20 protein-coding genes are annotated in these 20,441 nt (G+C 68.1%); 6 read left to right on the top strand and 14 right to left on the bottom strand.

Annotated elements, in window-relative coordinates; genetic code table 11:
- The first annotated feature begins 6 nt into the window (after positions 1-6).
- The 4 genes from AC1Q6E_RS24590 to AC1Q6E_RS24575 all read left to right on the top strand — a co-directional run bounded on the left by AC1Q6E_RS24590 (position 7) and on the right by AC1Q6E_RS24575 (position 3,190).
- The gene (locus tag AC1Q6E_RS24590) at positions 7-420 is read left to right on the top strand and encodes a YchJ family protein (RefSeq protein ID WP_152795590.1); all 414 of its coding nucleotides are present in this window, start codon (positions 7-9) and stop codon (positions 418-420) included.
- A gap of 64 nt (positions 421-484) precedes the next feature.
- Positions 485-1,354 (top strand): alpha/beta hydrolase, encoded by an 870-nt coding sequence (locus AC1Q6E_RS24585; RefSeq protein ID WP_296559093.1) that lies wholly within the window; start codon positions 485-487, stop codon positions 1,352-1,354.
- Between the two features lie 114 nt (positions 1,355-1,468).
- Positions 1,469-2,200, top strand: a complete 732-nt coding sequence (locus tag AC1Q6E_RS24580; protein WP_492573721.1) for an enoyl-CoA hydratase/isomerase family protein — start codon at positions 1,469-1,471, stop codon at positions 2,198-2,200.
- 36 nt (positions 2,201-2,236) lie between these two features.
- Positions 2,237-3,190, top strand: coding sequence for an NAD(P)H-dependent flavin oxidoreductase (locus tag AC1Q6E_RS24575; protein ID WP_152795584.1), 954 nt, complete (start codon positions 2,237-2,239; stop codon positions 3,188-3,190).
- Position 3,191: 1 nt separating this feature from the next.
- On the opposite strand, the gene AC1Q6E_RS24570 is transcribed toward AC1Q6E_RS24575, so the two are convergent.
- The 14 genes from AC1Q6E_RS24570 to AC1Q6E_RS24505 all read right to left on the bottom strand — a co-directional run bounded on the left by AC1Q6E_RS24570 (position 3,192) and on the right by AC1Q6E_RS24505 (position 17,611).
- Entirely contained in the window at positions 3,192-4,322 is a 1,131-nt protein-coding gene (locus AC1Q6E_RS24570) for a mandelate racemase/muconate lactonizing enzyme family protein (RefSeq protein WP_492573720.1), read from the bottom strand.
- Between the two features lie 2 nt (positions 4,323-4,324).
- Positions 4,325-5,290 (bottom strand): Bug family tripartite tricarboxylate transporter substrate binding protein, encoded by a 966-nt coding sequence (locus AC1Q6E_RS24565; RefSeq protein ID WP_296559086.1) that lies wholly within the window; start codon positions 5,288-5,290, stop codon positions 4,325-4,327.
- A 77-nt stretch (positions 5,291-5,367) separates the two neighbouring features.
- Positions 5,368-6,567, bottom strand: coding sequence for a CaiB/BaiF CoA transferase family protein (locus AC1Q6E_RS24560; RefSeq protein WP_152795578.1), 1,200 nt, complete (start codon positions 6,565-6,567; stop codon positions 5,368-5,370).
- Entirely contained in the window at positions 6,564-7,301 is a 738-nt protein-coding gene (locus AC1Q6E_RS24555) for an enoyl-CoA hydratase/isomerase family protein (protein ID WP_296559084.1), read from the bottom strand. The genes AC1Q6E_RS24560 and AC1Q6E_RS24555 overlap by 4 nt, the downstream gene beginning before the upstream one ends.
- Positions 7,302-7,461: 160 nt before the next feature.
- Positions 7,462-7,938, bottom strand: coding sequence for a MarR family winged helix-turn-helix transcriptional regulator (locus tag AC1Q6E_RS24550; protein ID WP_152795576.1), 477 nt, complete (start codon positions 7,936-7,938; stop codon positions 7,462-7,464).
- Positions 7,939-7,973: 35 nt separating this feature from the next.
- Positions 7,974-8,438: a PaaI family thioesterase gene (locus tag AC1Q6E_RS24545; RefSeq protein ID WP_152795574.1), complete on the bottom strand. Its 465-nt coding sequence runs from the start codon at positions 8,436-8,438 to the stop codon at positions 7,974-7,976.
- Entirely contained in the window at positions 8,431-9,378 is a 948-nt protein-coding gene (locus tag AC1Q6E_RS24540) for a hydroxymethylglutaryl-CoA lyase (protein ID WP_492573719.1), read from the bottom strand. The genes AC1Q6E_RS24545 and AC1Q6E_RS24540 overlap by 8 nt, the downstream gene beginning before the upstream one ends.
- Positions 9,379-9,382: 4 nt before the next feature.
- Positions 9,383-11,026 (bottom strand): AMP-binding protein, encoded by a 1,644-nt coding sequence (locus AC1Q6E_RS24535; protein ID WP_492573718.1) that lies wholly within the window; start codon positions 11,024-11,026, stop codon positions 9,383-9,385.
- Positions 11,019-11,786: an enoyl-CoA hydratase/isomerase family protein gene (locus tag AC1Q6E_RS24530; protein WP_152795568.1), complete on the bottom strand. Its 768-nt coding sequence runs from the start codon at positions 11,784-11,786 to the stop codon at positions 11,019-11,021. The genes AC1Q6E_RS24535 and AC1Q6E_RS24530 overlap by 8 nt, the downstream gene beginning before the upstream one ends.
- Positions 11,787-11,944: 158 nt before the next feature.
- Positions 11,945-12,613 (bottom strand): ABC transporter ATP-binding protein, encoded by a 669-nt coding sequence (locus tag AC1Q6E_RS24525; protein WP_296559080.1) that lies wholly within the window; start codon positions 12,611-12,613, stop codon positions 11,945-11,947.
- A complete protein-coding gene (locus AC1Q6E_RS24520) occupies positions 12,610-13,365 on the bottom strand; it encodes an ABC transporter ATP-binding protein (RefSeq protein ID WP_492573717.1) in 756 nt (251 codons plus the stop codon). The genes AC1Q6E_RS24525 and AC1Q6E_RS24520 overlap by 4 nt, the downstream gene beginning before the upstream one ends.
- Positions 13,362-15,302: an ABC transporter permease gene (locus AC1Q6E_RS24515; RefSeq protein WP_296559077.1), complete on the bottom strand. Its 1,941-nt coding sequence runs from the start codon at positions 15,300-15,302 to the stop codon at positions 13,362-13,364. Before AC1Q6E_RS24515 ends, AC1Q6E_RS24520 begins: the two co-directional genes overlap by 4 nt.
- Before the next feature lie 3 nt (positions 15,303-15,305).
- Positions 15,306-16,517 (bottom strand): ABC transporter substrate-binding protein, encoded by a 1,212-nt coding sequence (locus AC1Q6E_RS24510; protein WP_152795562.1) that lies wholly within the window; start codon positions 16,515-16,517, stop codon positions 15,306-15,308.
- Positions 16,518-16,636: 119 nt separating this feature from the next.
- Complete coding sequence (locus AC1Q6E_RS24505; RefSeq protein ID WP_152795560.1) at positions 16,637-17,611, bottom strand: hypothetical protein; 975 nt, start codon at positions 17,609-17,611, stop codon at positions 16,637-16,639.
- 623 nt (positions 17,612-18,234) lie between these two features.
- On the opposite strand from AC1Q6E_RS24505, the gene AC1Q6E_RS24500 reads away from it, so the two are divergent.
- Positions 18,235-19,233: an ABC transporter substrate-binding protein gene (locus AC1Q6E_RS24500; protein ID WP_296559073.1), complete on the top strand. Its 999-nt coding sequence runs from the start codon at positions 18,235-18,237 to the stop codon at positions 19,231-19,233.
- 31 nt (positions 19,234-19,264) lie between these two features.
- Complete coding sequence (locus AC1Q6E_RS24495; protein WP_296559071.1) at positions 19,265-20,299, top strand: ABC transporter substrate-binding protein; 1,035 nt, start codon at positions 19,265-19,267, stop codon at positions 20,297-20,299.
- Positions 20,300-20,441: the final 142 nt, after the last annotated feature.

Here is a 20,441-nt window from a genome sequence, read left to right as displayed (position 1 = left end):
GAGCAAATGAAGTCAGGCGTTAATGTAGACCAATTGTGCCCCTGCGGGCTGCCGCGCCCCTATGCGCAATGCTGCGGCCGGTGGCACCAGGGGCCCGCCCATTTACAGGCGCCCGACGCGCCGGCGCTGATGCGTTCGCGCTACAGCGCCTACGTGCTGGGCAGGCACGACTACGTGCTGGCGACCTGGCACCCCTCGACCCGGCCGCAGGCCCTGGACCCCGATCCGCCCGGCTTGAAATGGCTGGGCCTGGAGGTACGCGCGGCGGCGCAGGCCGACGCGGAGCATGCCACGGTGGAATTCGTGGCCCGCAGCAAGCTGGCGGGGCGTGCCCAGCGGCTGCACGAGAACAGCCGCTTCGTGCGCGAGGACGGGCGCTGGTACTACCTGGACGGGACCTTCCCCGGGCGGAGTGGGTAAACTGGCGGGCGGCGCCCCTGGGCGCCGCTTCCGGCCCTCACGGCCCCGACCAGACTTTCACGCCATGCCCGTCCATCCCCTGCACGCCCATCCGGCCTTCACGTCCGAGTTCTGCGAATACGAGTACAACAATCTCGCCCGCATCCCCGACCATCCCACCTATACCGCCCGCTGGGCCGCCGACGGCGCGCTGGCCCGCCGCACCCAAGGCGCGCAACTGGGTCTGCCCTACGGCGGCGCGCCGGCCGAAACCCTGGATTACTTCCCGCCGCGCAAGCCGGGCGCCCCGCTGCTGGTATTCATCCACGGCGGCTATTGGCGTGCGCTGGACAAATCCCATTTTTCCTGGCTTGCCCCCGTCTACGTGGCGCGCGGCGCCGCGGTCGCCATCCTGGACTACGGCCTGGCACCGGCCACGCCCATCGAGGAGATCGTGCGGCAGATGCTGCGCGCGCACGCCTGGCTGTACCGCCACGCCGCCGAACTGGGCTTCGATGCCCGCCGCATCGTGACCAGCGGGCATTCCGCCGGTGGCCAGTTGACCGCGATGATGCTGGCCGCGCGCTGGCGGGAATGGTCCGCCGATCTCCCGCCCGACCTGGTCAGCGGCGGACTGGCGCTGAGCGGCCTGTACGACCTCGAGCCGGTCGCCAGGGCGCCGTTCCTGGCCAATCTCGAACTGACGCCGGCTCGCGTGAACGCGCTGTCGCCCGCCTACTTCGTGCCCGATCGCCGCGTGCCCTTGATCGCCGCGGTCGGGGCGTCGGAAACGAACGAGTTCCGCCGCCAGACCGGCTTGATCGCCGCCTGCTGGCCAGGCAACGTCAAACGCACGCTGGAACTGCCCGCTTGCCACCACCTGGACATCTGCGACCGGCTGGCCGATCCTGGGCAGGAATTGTTCGCGGCGGCCTGCGAGCTGCTGGGCCTGTAGCCCTCCCGGGGGCGGTCCGCCGCCCCACCCCGGCCACGCCGGCGTCCGGCCATAAAGTTGACGAAATTAACTACATAGTTTACTTTATCAACTATATTTCAAGGAAACGCCATCGTGGTCGAGGAAAACGAACTGCTGGCCGAGCGACACGGCCATGTCCTGCTGCTGACGCTGAACCGCCACCCCAAGCGCAACGCGCTCGGCCTGGCGATGCTGCAGGGCCTCGTCGATGCCCTGAATGGCGCCGATGCGGACCCCGACACGCGATGCGTGGTCATCGCCGCCCGGGGCAGCTGTTTCTGCGCCGGCGCCGACCTGGAAGAAGCCCGCCGCCTCGCGCGCGAGCAGCCGGAGCTGGCCAGCCGGCGCAGCGACCTGCTGGTCGACATCAACACCATCGTGGCGCGCCTGGGTACGCCCGTCATCGCCGCCGTCAACGGCCCGGCCATCGGCGCGGGCGCCGGCCTGTCGCTGGGCTGCGATCTGGTCCTGGCAGCGCCCGCCGCCCGCTTCGGTTATCCCGAGGTCAAGCATGGCATCTCCGCCGGTATGCTGATTCCCAACCTGATCCGGCAGGTGGGCCCCAAGGCCGCCTTCGAACTGGTGGCCACCGGCGACCCCATCGACGCCGAACGCGCCTACGCGCTAGGCATGATCAACCGCATCGTCCCGGAAACGGAACTGCTTTCAGCCGCGCTCGCGCTGGCCGAGCGCCTGGCCCAGTTCGCGCCGGCCGGCCTGGTGGCTTCCAAGCGCGCGTTCCAGCAGGCCTACGAGTTGTCGCTGGAAGAAGCGGTGCGCGCCGCGCGTGACGTCAACGACCGGATCCGCGCCTCCGCCGGCTGAGCGCTCCTTCGATTCCCCCACACTGCCTCCTCCATCATGCTTGCTACCCGACTGACCTCCCTCCTGGGCATCCGCCACCCCATCGTCCAGGGGGGCATGAGCTGGGCCTCGTCCAACGCCGAGCTGGCCCTGGCCGTTTCCGAGGCTGGCGGCCTGGGCGTGATCGCCGCCGGCCCCATGTATCCCGACGACCTGCGCGCCGCCATCGCCCGCGTGCGCGCCGGCACTCGCCAGCCCTTCGCGGTCAACGTGCCGCTGTACAACAAGCGCTCGGCGGAGTTCCTGGACATCGTCCTGGAAACCGGCGTGCCCGTGATCATCGCCTCGCAGGGCGGCCCCAAAGCCCATATCGGCCGCTTCAAGCAAGCCGGCGTGACGTGGATACAGGTCACCGCCAATCCCCTGCACGCCCGCAAGGCCGAGGACGCCGGCGTGGACGCCGTGATCGCGGTCGGCGGCGAAGCCGGCGGCCATCCCGGTCCGGACGAAGTCGGCACGCTGGTGCTGGTGCGGGCGACGGTCAACGCGGTGACGGTGCCGGTCATCGGCGCCGGGGGCATCGCCGACGGCGCGGGCATCGCCGCGATGCTGGCGCTGGGCGCGAGCGGCGCGCAACTGGGCACCCGCTTCCTGCTGACCCCCGAATCGGGGCTGCACGCCGCCTACAAGGACCTGGTGCTGAACGCGGGCATCGGCGACACCGCCATCGTCGGCCGCGGCCGCTCGCCCATCCGCATGGTCAAGAACACGTTCTCGGCCGAGTACGAAGCGGCCGCCAACCGCGGCGCCGACGATACGGAACTGGATGCCCTGTTCGCCCGCAGTTCCTTGCGGCAGGCCGCCAAGGACGGTGATGTGGCTCTGGGCAAGGTCGAGGCCGGACAAAGCGCCGGCCTGATCGACAAACTGGAGCCGGCCGGCGAACTGGTCGAGCGGCTGGCGCGCGAAGCGGAAGCGGCCCTGGCCGGCGCCGCTTCCTGCATACGCTGATTCAGGCCTGCCCGAGGTTGCCGGGTTCGTACTCCACGCCCGAACCCAGGCCGCCCGGCACCGCCAGCTCGCCGGACTCGACCTCCAGGCCGACGAACGGATCGTCCAGCAGGTGATCGAACTCGGCCAGCTCGGCGCCGGCGTGGATGCTGCCGGCGACGCTGGCCACGTGCACGCCCTGGGCCGCCAGCAGGCGCGGCCCGAAGATCGCGCCGAACCGGTAGCCCACACCCGCCGCCTCGCACAGGCGAACCGCGATCAGCGTGTTGCGTATCCCCCCCAGGTAGTGCACCTTGAGGTTGTAGGAATCGGCGGCGCCCATGCCGATCAGGCGCACCAGTCCCGGTAGCCCGGCGATGGCCTCGTCCGCTTCGATGGGCAGCGCGCCCGCGGCGTGCACACGGCACAATCCATCGATGTCCGCCGCCGGCACCGGCTGCTCCATCATCACCACGCCCATCGGCCGCAGCGCCTCGCACACACGGATCGCTTCGTCGGCCTGGTAGGCCTGATTGGCATCCACGGTCAGCGTGACGGCCTCGCCCAGCCGCTCGCGCACGGTGCGCACGCGGGCGACGTCGAGTTCGGATTCGCCGCTCAGCTTCAGCTTCAGATAACGATAGCCCTGCCGCGCCAACCTGGCGGCCTGCTCGGCCATATCCTCGGGGGACTTGATCGAGACGATGCGCGAGGCCTCGACGGTATCGCGCACCTTGCCGCCCAGCAGCACATGCAGGGGGACGCCCAGCATCCGGGCCTGCAGGTCGTAGATCGCGCAGACGAAGCCCGACAGCGCGCAAGCTTCGGCCCCGGCCACCGCTTCGAGCCGGCTGTGCAGGGTTTCGAGCGCGAACGCGTCCTGCCCCAGCGCCTCGCGCCGCAGCGTCTCCAGGACCGGCTCGATGCGGGCCGTATCGGGCTTGAAGATGGGCGTGCCCAGCACGTGCCCATATCCCGCCTGGCCATTGCGCGCGGTCAGCACCACGATCCAGCCGTCCACGTGGGTGATGGTGCCGCGCGCGAAGCGCCAGCTGGGATCGTCCTGGCGCTGCGAGCAGGCAATGATGTCCACGCGGTCTATCGTGGAGGCCGCCCCGGCCTGGGCCGGGGTGCGCGGGGTGTTGACGGTCATGGTCATTCGAGCTTGAGGTTGGCCGACTTGATGAGGTCCTTGGTGCGCTGCGCGTCTTCCACGACGAAACGCGTGGTTTCCTCGGGCGAGAGCGTGGCCAGCTCGGTGCCCTGGGCCTCCATCAGCTTGCGGTATTCCGCCTTCTTGGTGACCGCGTTCAGCGCGGCGTTGAGCTTGTTCACCACCGCCACGGGCGTGCCCTTGGGCGCCGCCACCGTGTACCACGAGGCGGACTCCGCGCCGCCCAGGCCCGCCTCGGCGAACGTGGGCACGTCGGGCAGCAGCGGCGAGCGCGCCTTGGACGCGTAGGCCAGGGCGCGCAGCTTGCCGGCCTTCACGAAGGGCAGTTCGCCCGACAGGTTCATCACGCCCACCTGCAGGCGCCCTGCCACCAGGTCGGTGATCGCGGGCGCCGCGCCACCGTAGGGGATGTGCGCCATTTCGACCTTGGCCTGCTGCTTGATCAGTTCCCCGCCCAGGTGGGGCGAGGTACCCGTGCCGGACGAACCGTAGTTCAGCTTGCCGGGATTGCTGCGCGCGAGCTCGATCAGTTCCTTCGCGGTGTTGGCCTTGACCGACGGATGCACCACCAGCAGGTTGGGCTGGTTGGCCGCCAGCGCGATGAAGGTGAAGTCCTTGATGCCATCATAGGGCGTGGGCTGGATCAGCGGCGTGACGATGTGGGCCGCCGCGGTGCCGAACAGCAGCGTATAGCCATCGGCCTCCGCCCGCGCCACGTAGGCCGCGCCGATGGTCGCGCCCCCGCCCGCCTTGTTCTCGACCACCACCTGCTGTCCCAGCTCGGTGCCCAGCTCCTTGGCCAGGCTGCGCGCCACGAGATCGGCCGGGCCGCCCGCGGCATAGGGATTGACCAGCACGATGGGCTTGGTGGGATAGCCCTGGGCCTGTACACCCGAGGCGGCCAGCACAAGCGCCGCCGCCAATAACGATTGCTTGAACAGCTTCATGTGAGTCTCCTGGTTTTAGACCTCCCCCGGCCTCGTACCGCAGGAGGAGGCGAGATCCGGCTGTCGCCGGCACGGCCTTAGATGACCTTTCTTTCGCGCAGCGCCTGGATATCTTCCTTGCCCAGGCCCAGCCTGTCCCCCAGCACCTGGTCGGTGTGCTCGCCCAGCAGCGGCGGCCGCCCCAGGCTGGGATCGTCGAAACCCTCGAACTTGAACGGCACCGGCAGCGCCTTGAACGAACCGAGCTGGGGATGCGCGAACTCGCGCACCATGCCGCGCGCCAGTACGTGCTCGTTGCTCAGCACCTCGTCCACGCTCAGGATCGGACCGGCCGGCACCTTGGCCTCGTCACACAGCCGGCAGAACTCGTCGCGGTCCAGGCGCGCGACGGCCGCCGACAGGCCGGCCATCACTTCCTCGCGCCGGTTGACCCGGTCGATGTTGCGCACCAGGGTCGGATCTTCCGCCCACTCGTGCAGGCCCAGCAGGTCGCACAGCGGCTTCCAGTGCTGGTCGCTGCCCGTGACCTGGACCCATTTGTCGTCGCGGCAGCGGAACGCGGCCGAGGGCACGCGGCCCGGATGCTCGGTCCCCAGCCGGGGCGGCACCTCGCCCAGCGCGAAGAAGCGCGCGGCGGCCAGCGACAGCAGCCCGACCTGGCCGTCCAGCATCGAGAAATCCACATGGCAGCCCTTGCCGGTCGCCTGCCGGCCCATCAAGGCCGACAGGATGGCGATCGCGACCCACAGGCCCGAGGTCAGGTCGGCCACCGGCAGCCCCGGCTTGACCGGGCCGCCGCCACGCTCGCCGGTCAGGCTCATGATGCCGCCCATGGCCTGGAACACCGTGTCGTAGCCCTTGCGGGGCGCATAGGGGCCGGTCATGCCGAAGCCCGTGCACGACACGTAGACCAGCGCGGGGTTGCCCTGGGACAGCCGGGCGTAGTCCAGCCCGTAGCGCTGCAGCGTCCCGACCGGAAAGTTCTCCAGCACCACGTCGGCCTGCGCGCTGAGCTTGCGGATGAGCTCCTGCCCTTCGGCGCTGCGCAGGTTGACGGTAATGGACTGCTTGCTGCGGTTGAAGGCCATGTAATAGGCCGACTCCGTACCGCCCTCGCCCTCGACCTTGGGCTCGAAACCGCGCGTCTCGTCGCCCGTGCCGGGCTGCTCGACCTTGATCACCGTGGCGCCCAGCTCGGCCAGGATCATCGTGGCGAAGGGGCACGCCAGGACCCGGGACAGGTCCAGGATGGTGACGTTTTCCAGCGGACGCGTCATTTCGCCGCCTTGCGGAAGCCCCGCATGATGACGTTGGTGTCGCGCCCCGCGGCCAGGCCTTCCTCCAGCGTCAGCTCGGCCACGCGGTGGAACAGCCGCTTGGTGGTGCCCATCGCGATGGGGCTCCAGCTCGCCAGCTTGGCGGCGACCTCCAGCGCGGCCTCCAGCACCCGGTCATCGGGTTCGACGCGGTTCGCCAGGCCCAGCGCCAGGGCGCGCGGGCCGTTGATCGGCTCGCCCATGGCCAGCAGTTCGAAGGCATGCTTGCGGCCCAGTTGGCGAACCAGATTGGACATGACCACCGCCGCCACGATGCCGTGCTTGAGTTCGGGGTAGCCAAAGCGGACGTTCTCGGCCATCACGGCCAGATCGCAGGCGATGGCCAGGCCCGCGCCCCCGCCCAGCGCATTGCCCCGCACCGCGGCCACGACGGGCTTGGACATGCGCGAGAAAGCCAGGTGCAACCCGGTGGTCAGGTCGGCGCGTGCGTTCACGGCCTGGGGATCCTCGGGCACCAGCGCGCTGAATTCCGAAGTATCGGCGCCGGCGCAGAACGACTTGCCCGCCCCGGTCAGCACGACGGCATGGACCTCGGCATCGCGCTCGGCCTGCCACAGCGCATCCACCAGCGCCTGCGTCAGCGCGGTATTCAACGCGTTGTGCTTCTCCGGCCGGTTCATCGTCAGGATACGGACGGCCCCTTGGTTCTCAATCAGGAGTTCGGACATGCTCATGCTCGCGGTTTTCCAATATAGTTGATTTTATATACTACTTAATTGATAAATTCAACTATTTTGGCGAACCGTGGGCCTGGCATTGCCCCGGGAAACCGCGGATCTGGCTCCGCCAGTCCGCCGGTTTCGCCCCTGGGGCGCGCGTCAGCGCGTAGGGGGGTTACCCCCTCCGGGGGGGCTTCAGCTCTTCCAACAACCCGATCGTGTGCTCGGTCAGCTTGTCGATCGCCCGTTCGAGCACGTCCCGCTCTTCGTCCGTCAGCACGGACAGCATCTTCTCGTTGCGATCGACGGCCTTGGGAAACACCTTGCGGTACAACGCCCGGCCCTGCGGGGTCAGGTCGAGCCGCACGCCCCGGCCGTCCGACTCGTCGGCGCCCCGCTTGACCAGGCCGCGCTCGATCAGCTCGGCCACGCTGCGGCTGGCCTGGCTCTTGTCGATGTTGGCCTCGTGCGCCAGCGCATTCAGTGACAGCGGGGCGAACGCGCCCAGCAATCCGATGATGCGCCAGTCGCGCGAACCCAGTTCGTACTGGCTCTCGTTCACCCGTGCGGCGATGCGGCTGGAGACGAAGGCCAGGCGGTTCAGGCGGTAGGAAAACAATTCCTTGAGGTTCGCGGGAACAGGTCTTGTCATACGTCTTTCTCGATAGGTGAACGCAGGAATTTACCTCACTCGGACCCGGCCTGGGACGCCTTGGCCCGCCTCAGCTTGAAGCTGCTCATGGCCGTGGCGACCAGCGTACCCGACTCGTCCCTCACCTCGCACTGGCAAAAGGCGATGGATCCGCCGGCATGCCTGACCTCGGCGCGGGCCGTCAGGTCGCCCCTGCCCGGCGCGATGAAATGGATGTTCAGGTCCACCGTGCCGGAAGTCTCCAGGCCGGACTCGGCTGTACGGGTGGCGATGGCCATGCTGGAATCCATCAGCGTGGCAATGGCTCCGCCATGGATGACTCCGCGCCGGTTGGCCAGCCGCGCGCTGGCGGTCATGACCAGCACGGAGCGGCCCAGATCGGCCTCGTGCACGGAGATCCCCAGCCAGGCGGCGAACGGCGCGACGGCCGAGCCCGCCAGGGGCCCCACGGGAATGACCGCCGCCGGCTCCATCACGGCGCAGGCGTCCGGACTATCCATGCACGGCTCCCGCTTCCACGCCCAACAAAGGATTCATCCCGCTCTGGGCGACGCGGCTGTGCAGCGTGCGGCCCAGGGCCTCTTCGCACATCGCCGCGGTCTCCATCAACCCGGCCAGGTCGATGCCCGTCGACACCCCCATGGACTCGAACAGATTCACCAGGTCCTCGGTCGAGACATTGCCGGTATGCCCGCCGCCGTACTTGACCTTGGCCGGATGCCCCCCCACGCCGCCGAAGGCGCAGTCGAAATAGCGGCAGCCCGCCTCCAGCGCCGCCACGTAATTGACCAGGCCGGTGCCGCGCGTATCGTGGAAGTGGGCCACGGCCGTCACCTCCGGCAGTTCGGCGTGCACCGCCGACATCAACTGCCTGACGGTCTGCGGCGCGGCCATGCCGGTCGTATCGCCCAGCGCCACGTGCATGACGCCCAGCCGGGCGAAACGCCTGACGTCCTCCAGCACGCTGTCCGCCGATACCTTGCCCTCGAACGGACAGCCCCAGGCGACCGACACCGTGCCTATCATGCGGAAACGCCCCTGCGACGCCGCCACCATGTCGGCCACGTTCTGCCACTGGTCGGCGCGGCTGCGCCGCAGGTTCTTCATCGAATGCGATTCGCTGGCCGACACCAGCAGGCTGATCTCGTTGGCGCCGAAGCCGACCTCCAGGTCAGCCACCGCGCGCTCCACGGCGCGCACGTTGGCGCAGGTCGCCTTGTACCAGACCCCGTCGCGGCGCGGCAGCGTCCGCAGCAGCTCGCTGGCGTCGCCGAACTGGGGCACGACCTTGGGATTCGAGTACGAAGTCGCCTCGACGCGCTGGAAGCCGATGCTGGCGAAACGGTCGATCAACGCCACCTTGGTGGCGGTGGGGATGAAGGTTTCCTCGTGCTGCAGGCCATCCCGGGCAAAGCATTCGCAAAGCGTGACGTCGCTCATCGGTCTAGCCTCCCTTCGCGCCATGCGCGTTCGCCAGGCCGAACAGCTCGATGGCATGGGCCTTGAGCTTGTTCTTCTGGACCTTGGAACTGCCCGTCATGCCGATATTGTCGAACGTATCCACGATCTCGAGGTAGCGCGGCACCTTGAAGTTCGCGCAGCGCGCCTTGCACCAGTCGATCAATTCCTGGCGCCCGGCCTCCTTGCCTTCCTTGAGCAGTACGAAGGCCGCCGTCACTTCGCCCAGGCGGGCATCGGGCACCCCGATCACCTGGGCCATCTGCACCGCGGGATGCGCGTGCAGGGTTTCCTCGACTTCCGCCGGCGCGACGTTCTCGCCGCCGACCCGGTACATGTCCTTGAGCCGCCCGACCATGCGCAGCCGGCCTTCCGGCGACATCTCGCCCAGGTCGCCGGTGCACAGCCAGCCTTCCGGCGTCAGCGCCTTGGCGGTCGCCTCCGGCATCTTGTAGTAGCCGCGCATCACGTGCCAGCCGCGCACCTGGATCTCGCCCTGGCCGCCGGGAGGCAGGACCTCGCCACTGTCCTGGTCGACGATGCGCACCTCGGTGCCGGGATGCGGCAGCCCCCAGCCATGGGCGCGCAGTTCGAAGGGATCATCGCGCGACGACATGATCACATTGGGCGACGCCTCGGACTGTCCGTAGGCATTGCAGACATGGTCCACGCCCATCACGTCGCGGATCTGCTGCATGACCTCGGGCCCCGCCGCCGCCCAACCGCCGCGCAGATGCAGCTTCTTGGGATCGAAGTCGGGATGGCCCATCATCATCAGGAAGATGGTGTCGTTGCCCGAAGTCAGCGTGCACCTTTCCACGTCCATCACGCGCAGCGTCTCGGCCACGTCGAACTTGGGCAGCGTCAGCAGGCAGCAGCCCGCCACCAGGCTGACCAGGACGGACAGCGTCGTTCCCGACACATGGAAGAAGGGCCGGATGCTGAAATAGCGATCATCGTGCCGCACGCCTATCCGCTGCCCGGCGGCCCAGGCGTTGGTCAGCATGTTGGCGTGGGTCAGCATCACGCCCTTGGGGAACGACGTGGTGCCCGAGGTGAACTGCATCAGCAACAGATCGTCGGGCGTCATTCCAGCGGCCACCGCCTCGATGGTGTCGGGCGCCACATCCTGGCCGCGGGCCAGGAAATCCGCGTAGCGCTCGGCGCCCGCCGGGCAGGGACCATCGCCCACCATGACCGCGCGGCGCAGCTCGGGCAGCGCCTGGCCCGGCAGGCCGGTATCCAGCGCCGGCTCGACCGCTGTCAACAGCTGGACGAAATCGATGCCCAGGAACGCGTCGGCGAACACCAGCAGCTTCACGTCCGCCTGCTTCAGGCAGAACTGCAGTTCGTCGGTCTTGAAGCGGGTGTTGACCGGTACGGTCACCGCGCCCAGCGTCGCGCAGGCGAAGAAGGTTTGCAGCCATGTCGCGCCGTTGCCCAGCATGATCCCGACATGGTCGCCCTTGCGCACGCCGCTGGCATGCAGCGCGGCGGCGATGCGGCGGGTGCCGGCCAGCACCTCGTCCCAGGTCAGGCGGTCGGCCTGGCAGACGAAGGCTTCGCGCGAGCCGTACTCGCGGGCGGTGTGCTCCAGGGTGCGATAGAGCGTGGTGGGACGGTCAAGCATTTTTCTGCGCTCCCGCACCGAAGCCCGAGATCGCGCGCTTCCAGTCGCTGTGGCGCAGGTTCTCTTCGATGGCCAGCAGTTCCACGGCCATCGCGCCCTCGCGCGTGGTCTCCACGCCCTGGTCCACGCAGCGCTTGGTCAACCTGACCGTCAGCGGCGCGGCCGCGGCGATGTGCCGGGCCATCTCGAAGGCGCGCGCTTCCAGCTCGGCCGGCTCATATACGTGGTTCACCAGCCCGATGGCCTTGGCTTCCTGCGCATCCACGGTACGGCCGGTGAACAGCAGTTCCTTGGCCATGCGCACGCCCACCATGCGCGGCAGCCGCTGGGTGGCGCCGATGGTGCCCCAACCGACTTCCGGATAGCGGAACTTCGCTTCGGTGGAGGCCAGGATGAAGTCGCTGGCGCCGGCGATCTCGCAGCCGGAACCAAAGGTCGCGCCGTGCACCACGGCGATGACCGCCTGCGGCAGGCGCTCGAGGGCGGCATAGGCGGTGAAGCCCTTGACGCGGCGTGCGGTCAGCTCGGCGGTGGACATGCCCTGCCGCTCTTTCAGGTCGGCGCCGGCGCAGAACACCGGCCCTTCGCCACGGATCACGACCACGTGCACGGCCTCGTCGGCGGCAAGCGCCTCGGCCGCGGCGATCAGCTCGCCGCACATGGCCGTGTTGAGCGCGTTGCGGCTCTCGGGCCGGTTCAGCGTCAGCGTCGCGACATGGTCCTCGACCTCGACGCGGATGGTGGAATATGCACTGCTCATGCGAACCCCTGGATGTCTGGTGGCCTACGATAGTTGTTTTTATACACTACTTTGTTGACGATAACAACTATGTGGCCGCCAATCCGGCCGGGCGACACGTTGCCGCCCCCGGGGCCAGTTCCCGCCAAAAGGAGCTTCGCACAGGCCGGGAATGGGCCCTAGCCTGGCGTCGCGGGAGGCACACGCCCCAGCACACCATCGTCCATGTACAGGCTGCGGTCCGCCAGCGGGGCGGCCAGGGCCTCGTTCTGCTCGGAAAGCAGGATCGCCAGCCCCTGCCCGCGCAGGACGCGTATCGCCTCCACCAGCCGCTGCACCACGATGGGCGCCACGCCTTCCGAGGGCTCGTCCAGCAGGATCACCCGTGGCTGGGTCATCAGCGCCCGGCCGATCGCCAGCATTTGCTGTTCCCCGCCGCTCAACGCACCGGCCGGACGGTGCGCCAGCGGTCCGAGTTCCGGAAACAGGCGGCCGACCCGCTCCACGGTCCAGGGCTCGGCGCCGGAACGAGGCCGGCCGGCGGCCACCTCCAGATTCTGCCGCGCCGTGAGCTGGGTGAAGACACGCCGGTCCTCGGGTACCCAGGCCAGACCCGCGTGGACCCGCCGGTCGGCGCGCCAGCCGGCCATGGAACCGCCTCCCAGCCACACCTGGCCCGAGGTCTCGACCAGGCCGGCCAGCGCCCGCATCAGCGTACTCTTGCCGGCCCCGTTGCGCCCGACCAGGGCAACGATCTCTCCCGCCTCGACCTCGAGATCCACATCGAACAACGCCTGCGCCCGGCCATAAAATGCGCACAGCGCGCGAGTCTGCAGCAAGGCCGTCATGCCGGCTCTCCCGCCGCGGCCGTCCCCAGGTACGCCGCCCGCACCGCCGGGTCCCCGGCTATCTGCCGCGGCGTCCCTTCGGCGATCAGGCGACCACGCACCAGGACCAGCACTTTGTCGGCGAAACCGAACACCACGTCCATGCTGTGCTCGGTGAACAATACCGCCAACCCGCCGGCGGCTTCCTGCCGGACGATGGCCATCAGGCCGCGGCGGTCGGCCCGCGTCATGCCCGCCGTGGGCTCGTCCATCAGCAGCACACGGGGCCGCAGCGCCAGGGCACTCGCCAGCTCCACGCGCTTGAGCTCGGGATAAGGCAGTTCCCCGCACAACCGGCCGGCCAGCGCCCCCAGCTCGAAACGCTCCAGCCATGCCCGCAACTCGGCCGGATCCACGCCGGCCCCGCGCCCGCGAACCCCGCGCCAGACGCCCGGATCGCGGGCGGCAAGCGCCAGCGCGACATGCTGCCCCACGCTCAGCGACGCGGCCACCTGGGCGATCTGGAAAGTCCGTCCCATGCCCAGCCGCGCCCGCGCGGCAACGCCCAGGCGGGACAGCTCGCGCCCATCGAATCCGATCTGCCCGGCATCGGGCCGGAGCTGCCCGTTGATACATTGGAAACAGGTACTCTTGCCCGCGCCGTTGGGCCCGATCAAGGCCAGCATCTGGCCGCTCTCCAGCGTGAACCCGACATCGTCCACCGCCCGCACGGCTCCGAACGACTTGGACAAACCCGCGACGACGAGCCTCATCGCTGCGCCCTCCCGCCGGACCGTCCCGGGGAAGAATGGCCGACCAGCCGCCGGATGCCGGTCAATCCGCCCGGCGCGAGCAGGATCACCGCCAGCATGGCGAGGCCGATGGCGGCTCGCCAGTACTCGGTGGCGCGTGCCAGGAAATCCTGCCCCACCGTATAGGCCAGGGCGCCCAGCCAGGGGCCGGCCAGCGATTGCAGGCCGCCCAGCAGGACCATGACGAGCGCGTCGACCGAACGCGGAATGGCCAGCAGATCGGGCGCGACCGAGCCCTTGGCGAACACCGTCAAGACGCCCGCGGCTCCCGCCAGCGCCCCCGCCAGCATGAACGCCGTCCAGCGCACCGCGAACACGGACAAGCCCAGGCTTTCGGCGCGCAAGGGCGCATCGCGAACCATGCGCAACGTCAGTCCGAAAGGTGCATGCATCAAGTGCCGCAGCAGCACGCCACCGACGCCCGCCACGCCCAGGACGAACCAGTAATACCCTTCGCGCGACGCCAGCCACCCCTGGGGCCAGAAACCGAACAAGCCATTGCTGCCGCCCGTGACGGCATCCCATTGGAAGGCGATAGACCAGGTAATCTGGGCAAAGGCCAGGGTCAGCATGGCCGCATAGACCCCCGCCGCCCTGAGAACGACAAAACCGAACACGGCCGCCCCGGCCAGCGCCAGCAGCATGCCCGCCGCCAGGCACAGCAGGATGGCGGCGATGCCGCCGGGGCCCGAACCGGCCAGCCCCGGCAGCGCGGCCGCCACCAGCGGCGCGGCCAGCGCCCCGCCATAGGCGCCCAGCCCGAGGAAGGCCGCATGGCCGAACGAATGGACGCCTCCCGGCCCCATCAAGACATACAGGCTGGCGGCGAAAAGGCCGGCGATCAGGACATCCACGGCCAGGACCAGCACATAGGCCATGTCGCCGGCCAACCAGGGCAGCAGCGCCAGCGCCGCCATGCCCGCGGCCAGCAACAGCCCGCCACGGCGCGTGGGCAGCGGCAGCGGATTCAGCTCGGCACGCGCCGCGCGCGGCGGCGCCACGGGCCGCCCGAACAGCCCCCAGGGACGGAAGGCCAGCACGACGGCCATCAACAGGAACTCGATCACCAGGGTCAGCTTGGGCAGCACCAATTCCAGGCCGCCTATCGACACCGTCCCCAGCGCCACGCAGGCCGCCTTGATCACGCCTATCAGCATCGCGGCCACGAAGGCACCGATCACGCTGCCCATGCCGCCCACGACCGTCACCACGAAGGCCTCGGCCACGACCTGCAGGTCGTAGGCCAACGATGCCGGCTCGCGCGGCATCTGCAACGCCCCCGCCAACCCCGCCAGCCCGGCGCCCAGCGCGAACACCTGCGTGAACAGCCGCCGCTCGTCCACGCCCACCGCCAGCGCCATCTCGCGGTCCTCGGTCGCGGCGCGCAATTGCAGGCCCCAGCGCGTGGACGTCATGATCCATTGCACGCCAGCCAGCACCAGCAGGCCGATCGTCATCAACACCACGTCATACGACGGCAGGTTCAGCGTGCCGGGCGCCAGCACGCCCGCCAGCCCCGGCGCCTTGGGTCCGAGCCGATCGTCCGCCCCCCAGGCGGCCAGCGTCGCATCGCGAATGATCAGCACCAGCGCGAAAGTCGCGACCAATTGGAAAAGCTCGGGACTGCCATAGAGCCGGCGCAACAGGCCTCGCTCGATCAGCGCGCCCACCGCGGCCACCGCCAGCGCCGCGCCCGCCACCGCGCCCCAGAACCCCAGGGCGCCCCACAGCGGTATCAGCGCCTGGGCCAGGGTGACGCCCAGATACAGCCCCAGCATCGCGAGCGAACCGTGCGCGAAATTGACCACCCGCGACACACCGAAGATCAGCGTCAACCCCAGCGACAGCAGGAACAGGCTGCTGGCGCTGGCCAGCCCGTTCAGCAGTTGCGCCAGCACCGCTCAGCGCGCCGGACGCAGCTTCGCCACCTCGGCATCGGTGGGCTGGTATTTGGCGCCGTCGGCGTAGCGGAAATCCACCATGACGCCCGTGCGCTGTGCCCCGCTGCCCTCCAGCGCGGTGCGCCCGACGAAGGCGCCCAGCGTCGATTGGTTATCCTGCGCGCGGAAGACGATCGGCCCCCAGGGCGACGAAAGCGGCATGTCGCGGAATGCGTCGACGATCTTTTCGGGATTCGTCCCGCCCGCGCGCCGCAGCGCCTCGGCTGCCGCATGGATGGTCACGTAGCCCACCACCGACCCCTGCCGCGGCGGCTCGCCGTACTTTTTCCGGTAGGCATCCAGGAAGCGCTGGTGCTCGGGCGTCTTGATCGCATACCAGGGGTAGCCCGTCACGATCCAGCCCTCGGGCGCCTCGTCCTTCAGGGGCTCCAGGTATTCGGGCTCGCCCGACAGCAGGCTGACCACCTCACGTCCCTTGAACAGGCCGCGCGTGGCGCCTTCGCGGACGAACTTGGTCAGGTCCGTGGCGAACAGCACATTGAAGATCGCGTCCGGCTTGCTGGCCTCCAGCGCCTGCACCACGGGCCCAGCGTCGAGCTTGCCAAGCGGCGTGGCCTGCTCGGTCACGAACTCGACGCCGGGCTGCGCGGCCTGGAGCAGCGTCTTGAAGGTCTGCACCGCCGATTGCCCGTACTCGTAGTTCGGATAGACGATGGCCCAGCGCTTCTTGCCCAGCCTGGCCGCCTCGGGCACCAGCATCGACACCTGCATCCAGGTCGATGGCCGCAGGCGGAAGGTATAGCGGTTGCCGTTGGCCCAGGTGATTTTGTCGGTAAGGGGTTCGCTGGCCAGGAATGGCACCTTGCGCTGCCGCGCATAGTCGCCCAGCGCCAGCCCGATATTGGACAGGAAGCCGCCGGCCAGCATCGCCACGCGTTCGCGCGAGACCAGTTCTTCCGCCGCGCGCACCGCGTCGCCCGGCACGCCGTTGTCGTCCCGGATCAACAACTCCAGCGGACGCCCGTTCACACCGCCCGCGGCGTTCACCTCCTCCAGGGCCAGCAACATGGCCTTGCGATAGGGTTCGAGGAAGGCGGGCTGCGCCTTGTAGCTGTTGATCTCGCCGATACGGAGCGGGTCGGCGGCGTGCGCGGGCGCGGCCAGCCAGATCGACAGACCGAGGAAACCGGAAGCAAGCGATATGCGAAGCATGGACAGACTCGGACTAGGCCCCACGAAGAAGATGCCCGGCATGCGGGGCAGGCGGACGCCGGCACCCCTCCTTTGCGGAGGAGTGCCTATTGTACGGGCGCAAAGCCCTGCCGGAGGGCTCAAGCTGCCGCGTTCAGGCCCAGCCGCTGCGCGTACTGCCGCAGCGCGTGCATTTTCGGCTCGGCGAAGAAGACGGGTTCGGTCCCGTCCAGGGCGGGCGCGGCGCCCCGTTCGCCATCCATCGCCAGCAGCGGCAGCACCAGGTCGTGCGAGCGCCCCACCTCGTCCCGGCCCAATATGCCCGGATAGACCTTGTCGAGCTGGAGCAGGTCCAGCAGATCCTCGATGATCGCAATGCGATAGGCATCGCCTCCCCCCAGCCTGGCACGCATGTAGCTGGGCTTGAGCGCGGTGCGCAGCACCGACTGCCCGGTCTTGCGCCACGCCGCGGCTTCCGCGTCGTCAAAGAAGGCCCCCGCGAAAAGCAGCGCCTTGCCCGCCTTCGTGGGATAGGCAGCCGTCATCGAAACCCCCAGCCGCTGGCGCAGGAAACGCACCTGCACGACCAGATTGCGCCGCCCGACTTCGTTCAGGCCGTGCTTGTCCAGATCCCACTTGATCCAGTTCACGATACGGCGCGACAGGCTGTGCGGCCGCCAGCCCACGCCCTTGCCGGGCGCATTGGCCACGATCCAGTTGGTGACCAGCTTCTCGTGCCATTCAAAGCGGTTTTCCGCGCCATCGGCCACGAGGTCGTCGAAGGCATGCAGGTTATGCAGCCAGTTCTCGCCCCAAGGCCGCCAATGCCAACCCCGGTTGTCGGAAAGCACCCTTTCCACGCCGAAGAAATGAAAGGCCTGCGGCCCCACCATGCTGGGAGTCCTCTGGCAGAAGCTCCAGCGGCTGGCCGGGTGGCGCAGCACGGGGGCCTCGACCGTATTGAACCAGGCCAGGTATTCGTCCTTGCGGCCCAGGTGCGTACCCAGCAAGGTCATGGGCTGGGCATAGCGCAGCCCCCACCAGAACCGGTGCAGGCCTTGCGAGCGCGCACCCCAGAAGCCGGACAACTTGGAAGAATCCGTGAGGTAGGACATGGCGGGACAGCTCGATGACTAATTGGGTATCGGCGTGCCGGCGGCACGCCGTGGATAGCACAGCCAGAAGGAAGCAAAGCCCGCACACGGAGAACGGCATGGTGGGTCGAGGCCCGGGAAGGCCAACTCGCACTAAAGTTTTCCGGGTCACCTGCCGTTAACGTTGGCGTACGAACGTTATTGCATAAATGGGCCGACAATTCAATATGTAAAAAAATACGACACTCTCGGTTTTTTACTCCAACTACGACTATCGCAAACCCTTAATTTTCAAGCAAAGCCGCCCGCCAGGCGCTTGTAAGCGCTCGCCAGCATTTTCCGGCGGAATTGCAACATTTGCTGAATCTCCCACCTTCGCTCCCTTTCCCTAGGGAAATCACCTAGTCTTCACGGTCACGCGCTCACACGCCCCGGCCACGCCACACGTCCGGCTCAGGACACCCCCAAGCCCTCCGCCTTCCTTCCCCTTCCGCTTGCGTCCCGCCAGCATGCCGGACCATTTGGTCCGGATTATGAAAATCCACGAACGCAGGGAATGACCTGACTTGCCGTCTCGACTCCGCAAAGTTTAGTATTCAAAAACTATTTTTATATACAAAACATTTCGAGAGGAGACAACGGGCATGACCTTCCCTTCCCTGTCCACCCGCCGCAGGCTGCTGGCCACGGCCGCCCTGCTTCCGGCCGCCGCCTGGCTGCCGGCGCGCGCCGCCCCGGGCGACCTGACCGAGTTCACTTTCACCATGGGTGTGAATACCGTGCCGGGAACGGCCCTGATCGACGCCACCGCGCAGGACCTCGACCTGTGGCGCAAGCACGGCCTGAGACCGGTCGTGCCACCTCCCCTGGGCGGCGGAGACCGGCGGACCTGGAGCCCGCAGGAAGAAAACCACTCCGACGTGCGGCTCTACGGCATGGGCGCCACCATCAACTACCTCAGCAAGGGAGTGGAATTCGTCATCGTCGCCGATCTCGGGACGCGCGCCGAATGGCACATGTGGTCCATGGCGGATCGCCCCGTAGACGCCCGGCAACTCAAAGGCAAACGCTTCGCGGTCACACAGTTGTCCGGCACGGACAGGCTGTACGTCGACCTGTTCCTGAAATCGCTGGGCGTCCACCAGGACGATGTCACCCTGGTTCCCACGGGCGGCGTGCCGCAGAACTACCAGGCGCTCCGGAGCGGCCAGGCCGACATCTGGGTGACAACAGGACATGCGGCCATCCTGATCGACCGGGAGCAGCGCCTGCGCAGCGTCGCCAAGATCTCCGACTTCGTCGGCCAGGACTGGGACCCGTACGTGATCGTCGCCAGGCGACGCACGCTGGCGGAACGGCCCGCGCTGGTCAAGGAAGCCGTCGCCACCATCCTGGAAGCCGTCCGGCACATCGACCAGGCACCGCGACAGGAAAACGTCACCCGCCTCATGCAGCGCTTCAAGGTCGACGAGGCCACCGCCGGCAAGTTGCTGTCCACGGTATCGCTGAACCCCTCGGGCAAGATCAAGCTGTCGACGATCGAGAAGATGCGCAACCACTACGTGGATACCGGCGTGATCAAACGCGATGCCCTGCCCGTCGACGCGATCTTCGATGCCTCGGTCGTCGGCACGGTTTCCTGACATCCCCCTTCCCTCAACCAGGAGACATTCCATGCAGCGTCTTCCTCGCCCCCCGTTCTCCCCTATCCTGCAGCCGGCACGCCGGCGCTTGCTCAAGACCATGGCCGTGTTGCCGGCCGCCGCCTGGCTGCCCGGCTGTGGCGGCGATGGCGATCCCGCCCCCGTCGCCAGCGCCCCCACCCCATTCACCTATGAAATCGGCGTGAGGACCGTTCCCGGCACGGCGTTGATCAATGCGACGATCCAGGACCTGGGCCTCTGGGCCAGTCACGGTGTCCAGCCGGTCGATCCCGTTCCCATCGACGACCGCCGCGAGTGGACGCCGGAGGCGGAAAACAACTGCGACGTCCGGCTCTACGGCATGGGCGCCACCATCAACTACTTGAGCAAGGGCGTCCAGTTCACCATCATTGGCGACCTGGGAACCCGGGCCGAATGGCACATGTGGACCCTGGCGGACAACCCCATCGCGCTCACAGAACTCAAGGGCAAACGCTTCGCGGTCACCCAACTGGCAGGCACCGACCGCTTTTATGTCGATCTCTTCCTGAAATCACTCGGCGTCAGCCAGGACGCCATCGTCTATGTTCCCACCGGCGGCGTGGACACGAACTACACGGCGCTCAAGAACAACCAGGCCGACATCTGGGTCACGACGGAACACACCGGCATCCTGATCGACAGGGAGAACAGGCTGCGCAGCATGGCCAAGATCTCCGACTATGTCGGCAAGGACTGGGACCCCTACGTGGTTCTCGCCAAGCGCAGCACGCTGAAGGAAAAACCCGCGCTCGTGCGGGAAGCGGTCGCGGCCATCTTCGAGGCCGTCCAGCACATTGACCGGGCACCGCGCCAGGAAAACCTCGACCGCCTGATGAAGCTCTTCAAGGTCGACCAGGCCATGGCCGAGAGATTGTTTGCCACCGTGTCGCTGAACCCCTCGGGCAAGATCAAGCTGTCGACGATCGAGAAGATGCGCAACCACTATATCGAGAACGGACTGATCACCGCCGGCTCTGCGCCGCTGTCGGCGATCTACGACGCGTCCATCCTCGGCACGCGATAACACAGCCACGCGGAGCGGCCGCGACAAGCGGTCGCCATGACAAGCGCGGTCAGCGGTGGTGGGGTAGAAAGACAAAACCCCCGGCCGGTATTCCGGTCGGGGGTTTTGAGGGTAAGGTAGCCTGACGATGACCTACTTTCAC

The sequence above is a fragment of the Pigmentiphaga sp. MLSB6-MA01 genome, assembly GCF_058793475.1.
The sequence above is the reverse complement of the archived record's forward strand: the minus strand, read 5'-3'. Positions and strand labels throughout refer to the sequence as shown.

Excerpts from the sequence above, each read along its gene's own strand:
- AC1Q6E_RS24540 (WP_492573719.1), bottom strand. The coding sequence starts at position 9,378 with ATGAGCGACGTCACGCTTTGCGAATGCTTTGCCCGGGATGGCCTGCAG.
- AC1Q6E_RS24495 (WP_296559071.1), top strand. The coding sequence starts at position 19,265 with ATGCAGCGTCTTCCTCGCCCCCCGTTCTCCCCTATCCTGCAGCCGGCA.
- AC1Q6E_RS24555 (WP_296559084.1), bottom strand. The coding sequence starts at position 7,301 with ATGAGCATGTCCGAACTCCTGATTGAGAACCAAGGGGCCGTCCGTATC.
- AC1Q6E_RS24585 (WP_296559093.1), top strand. The coding sequence starts at position 485 with ATGCCCGTCCATCCCCTGCACGCCCATCCGGCCTTCACGTCCGAGTTC.
- AC1Q6E_RS24570 (WP_492573720.1), bottom strand. The coding sequence starts at position 4,322 with ATGACCGTCAACACCCCGCGCACCCCGGCCCAGGCCGGGGCGGCCTCC.
- AC1Q6E_RS24590 (WP_152795590.1), top strand. The coding sequence starts at position 7 with ATGAAGTCAGGCGTTAATGTAGACCAATTGTGCCCCTGCGGGCTGCCG.
- AC1Q6E_RS24545 (WP_152795574.1), bottom strand. The coding sequence starts at position 8,438 with ATGGATAGTCCGGACGCCTGCGCCGTGATGGAGCCGGCGGCGGTCATT.
- AC1Q6E_RS24520 (WP_492573717.1), bottom strand. The coding sequence starts at position 13,365 with ATGAGGCTCGTCGTCGCGGGTTTGTCCAAGTCGTTCGGAGCCGTGCGG.
- AC1Q6E_RS24530 (WP_152795568.1), bottom strand. The coding sequence starts at position 11,786 with ATGAGCAGTGCATATTCCACCATCCGCGTCGAGGTCGAGGACCATGTC.
- AC1Q6E_RS24575 (WP_152795584.1), top strand. The coding sequence starts at position 2,237 with ATGCTTGCTACCCGACTGACCTCCCTCCTGGGCATCCGCCACCCCATC.
- AC1Q6E_RS24525 (WP_296559080.1), bottom strand. The coding sequence starts at position 12,613 with ATGACGGCCTTGCTGCAGACTCGCGCGCTGTGCGCATTTTATGGCCGG.
- AC1Q6E_RS24510 (WP_152795562.1), bottom strand. The coding sequence starts at position 16,517 with ATGCTTCGCATATCGCTTGCTTCCGGTTTCCTCGGTCTGTCGATCTGG.
- AC1Q6E_RS24550 (WP_152795576.1), bottom strand. The coding sequence starts at position 7,938 with ATGACAAGACCTGTTCCCGCGAACCTCAAGGAATTGTTTTCCTACCGC.
- AC1Q6E_RS24560 (WP_152795578.1), bottom strand. The coding sequence starts at position 6,567 with ATGACGCGTCCGCTGGAAAACGTCACCATCCTGGACCTGTCCCGGGTC.
- AC1Q6E_RS24535 (WP_492573718.1), bottom strand. The coding sequence starts at position 11,026 with ATGCTTGACCGTCCCACCACGCTCTATCGCACCCTGGAGCACACCGCC.
- AC1Q6E_RS24505 (WP_152795560.1), bottom strand. The coding sequence starts at position 17,611 with ATGTCCTACCTCACGGATTCTTCCAAGTTGTCCGGCTTCTGGGGTGCG.
- AC1Q6E_RS24565 (WP_296559086.1), bottom strand. The coding sequence starts at position 5,290 with ATGAAGCTGTTCAAGCAATCGTTATTGGCGGCGGCGCTTGTGCTGGCC.
- AC1Q6E_RS24500 (WP_296559073.1), top strand. The coding sequence starts at position 18,235 with ATGACCTTCCCTTCCCTGTCCACCCGCCGCAGGCTGCTGGCCACGGCC.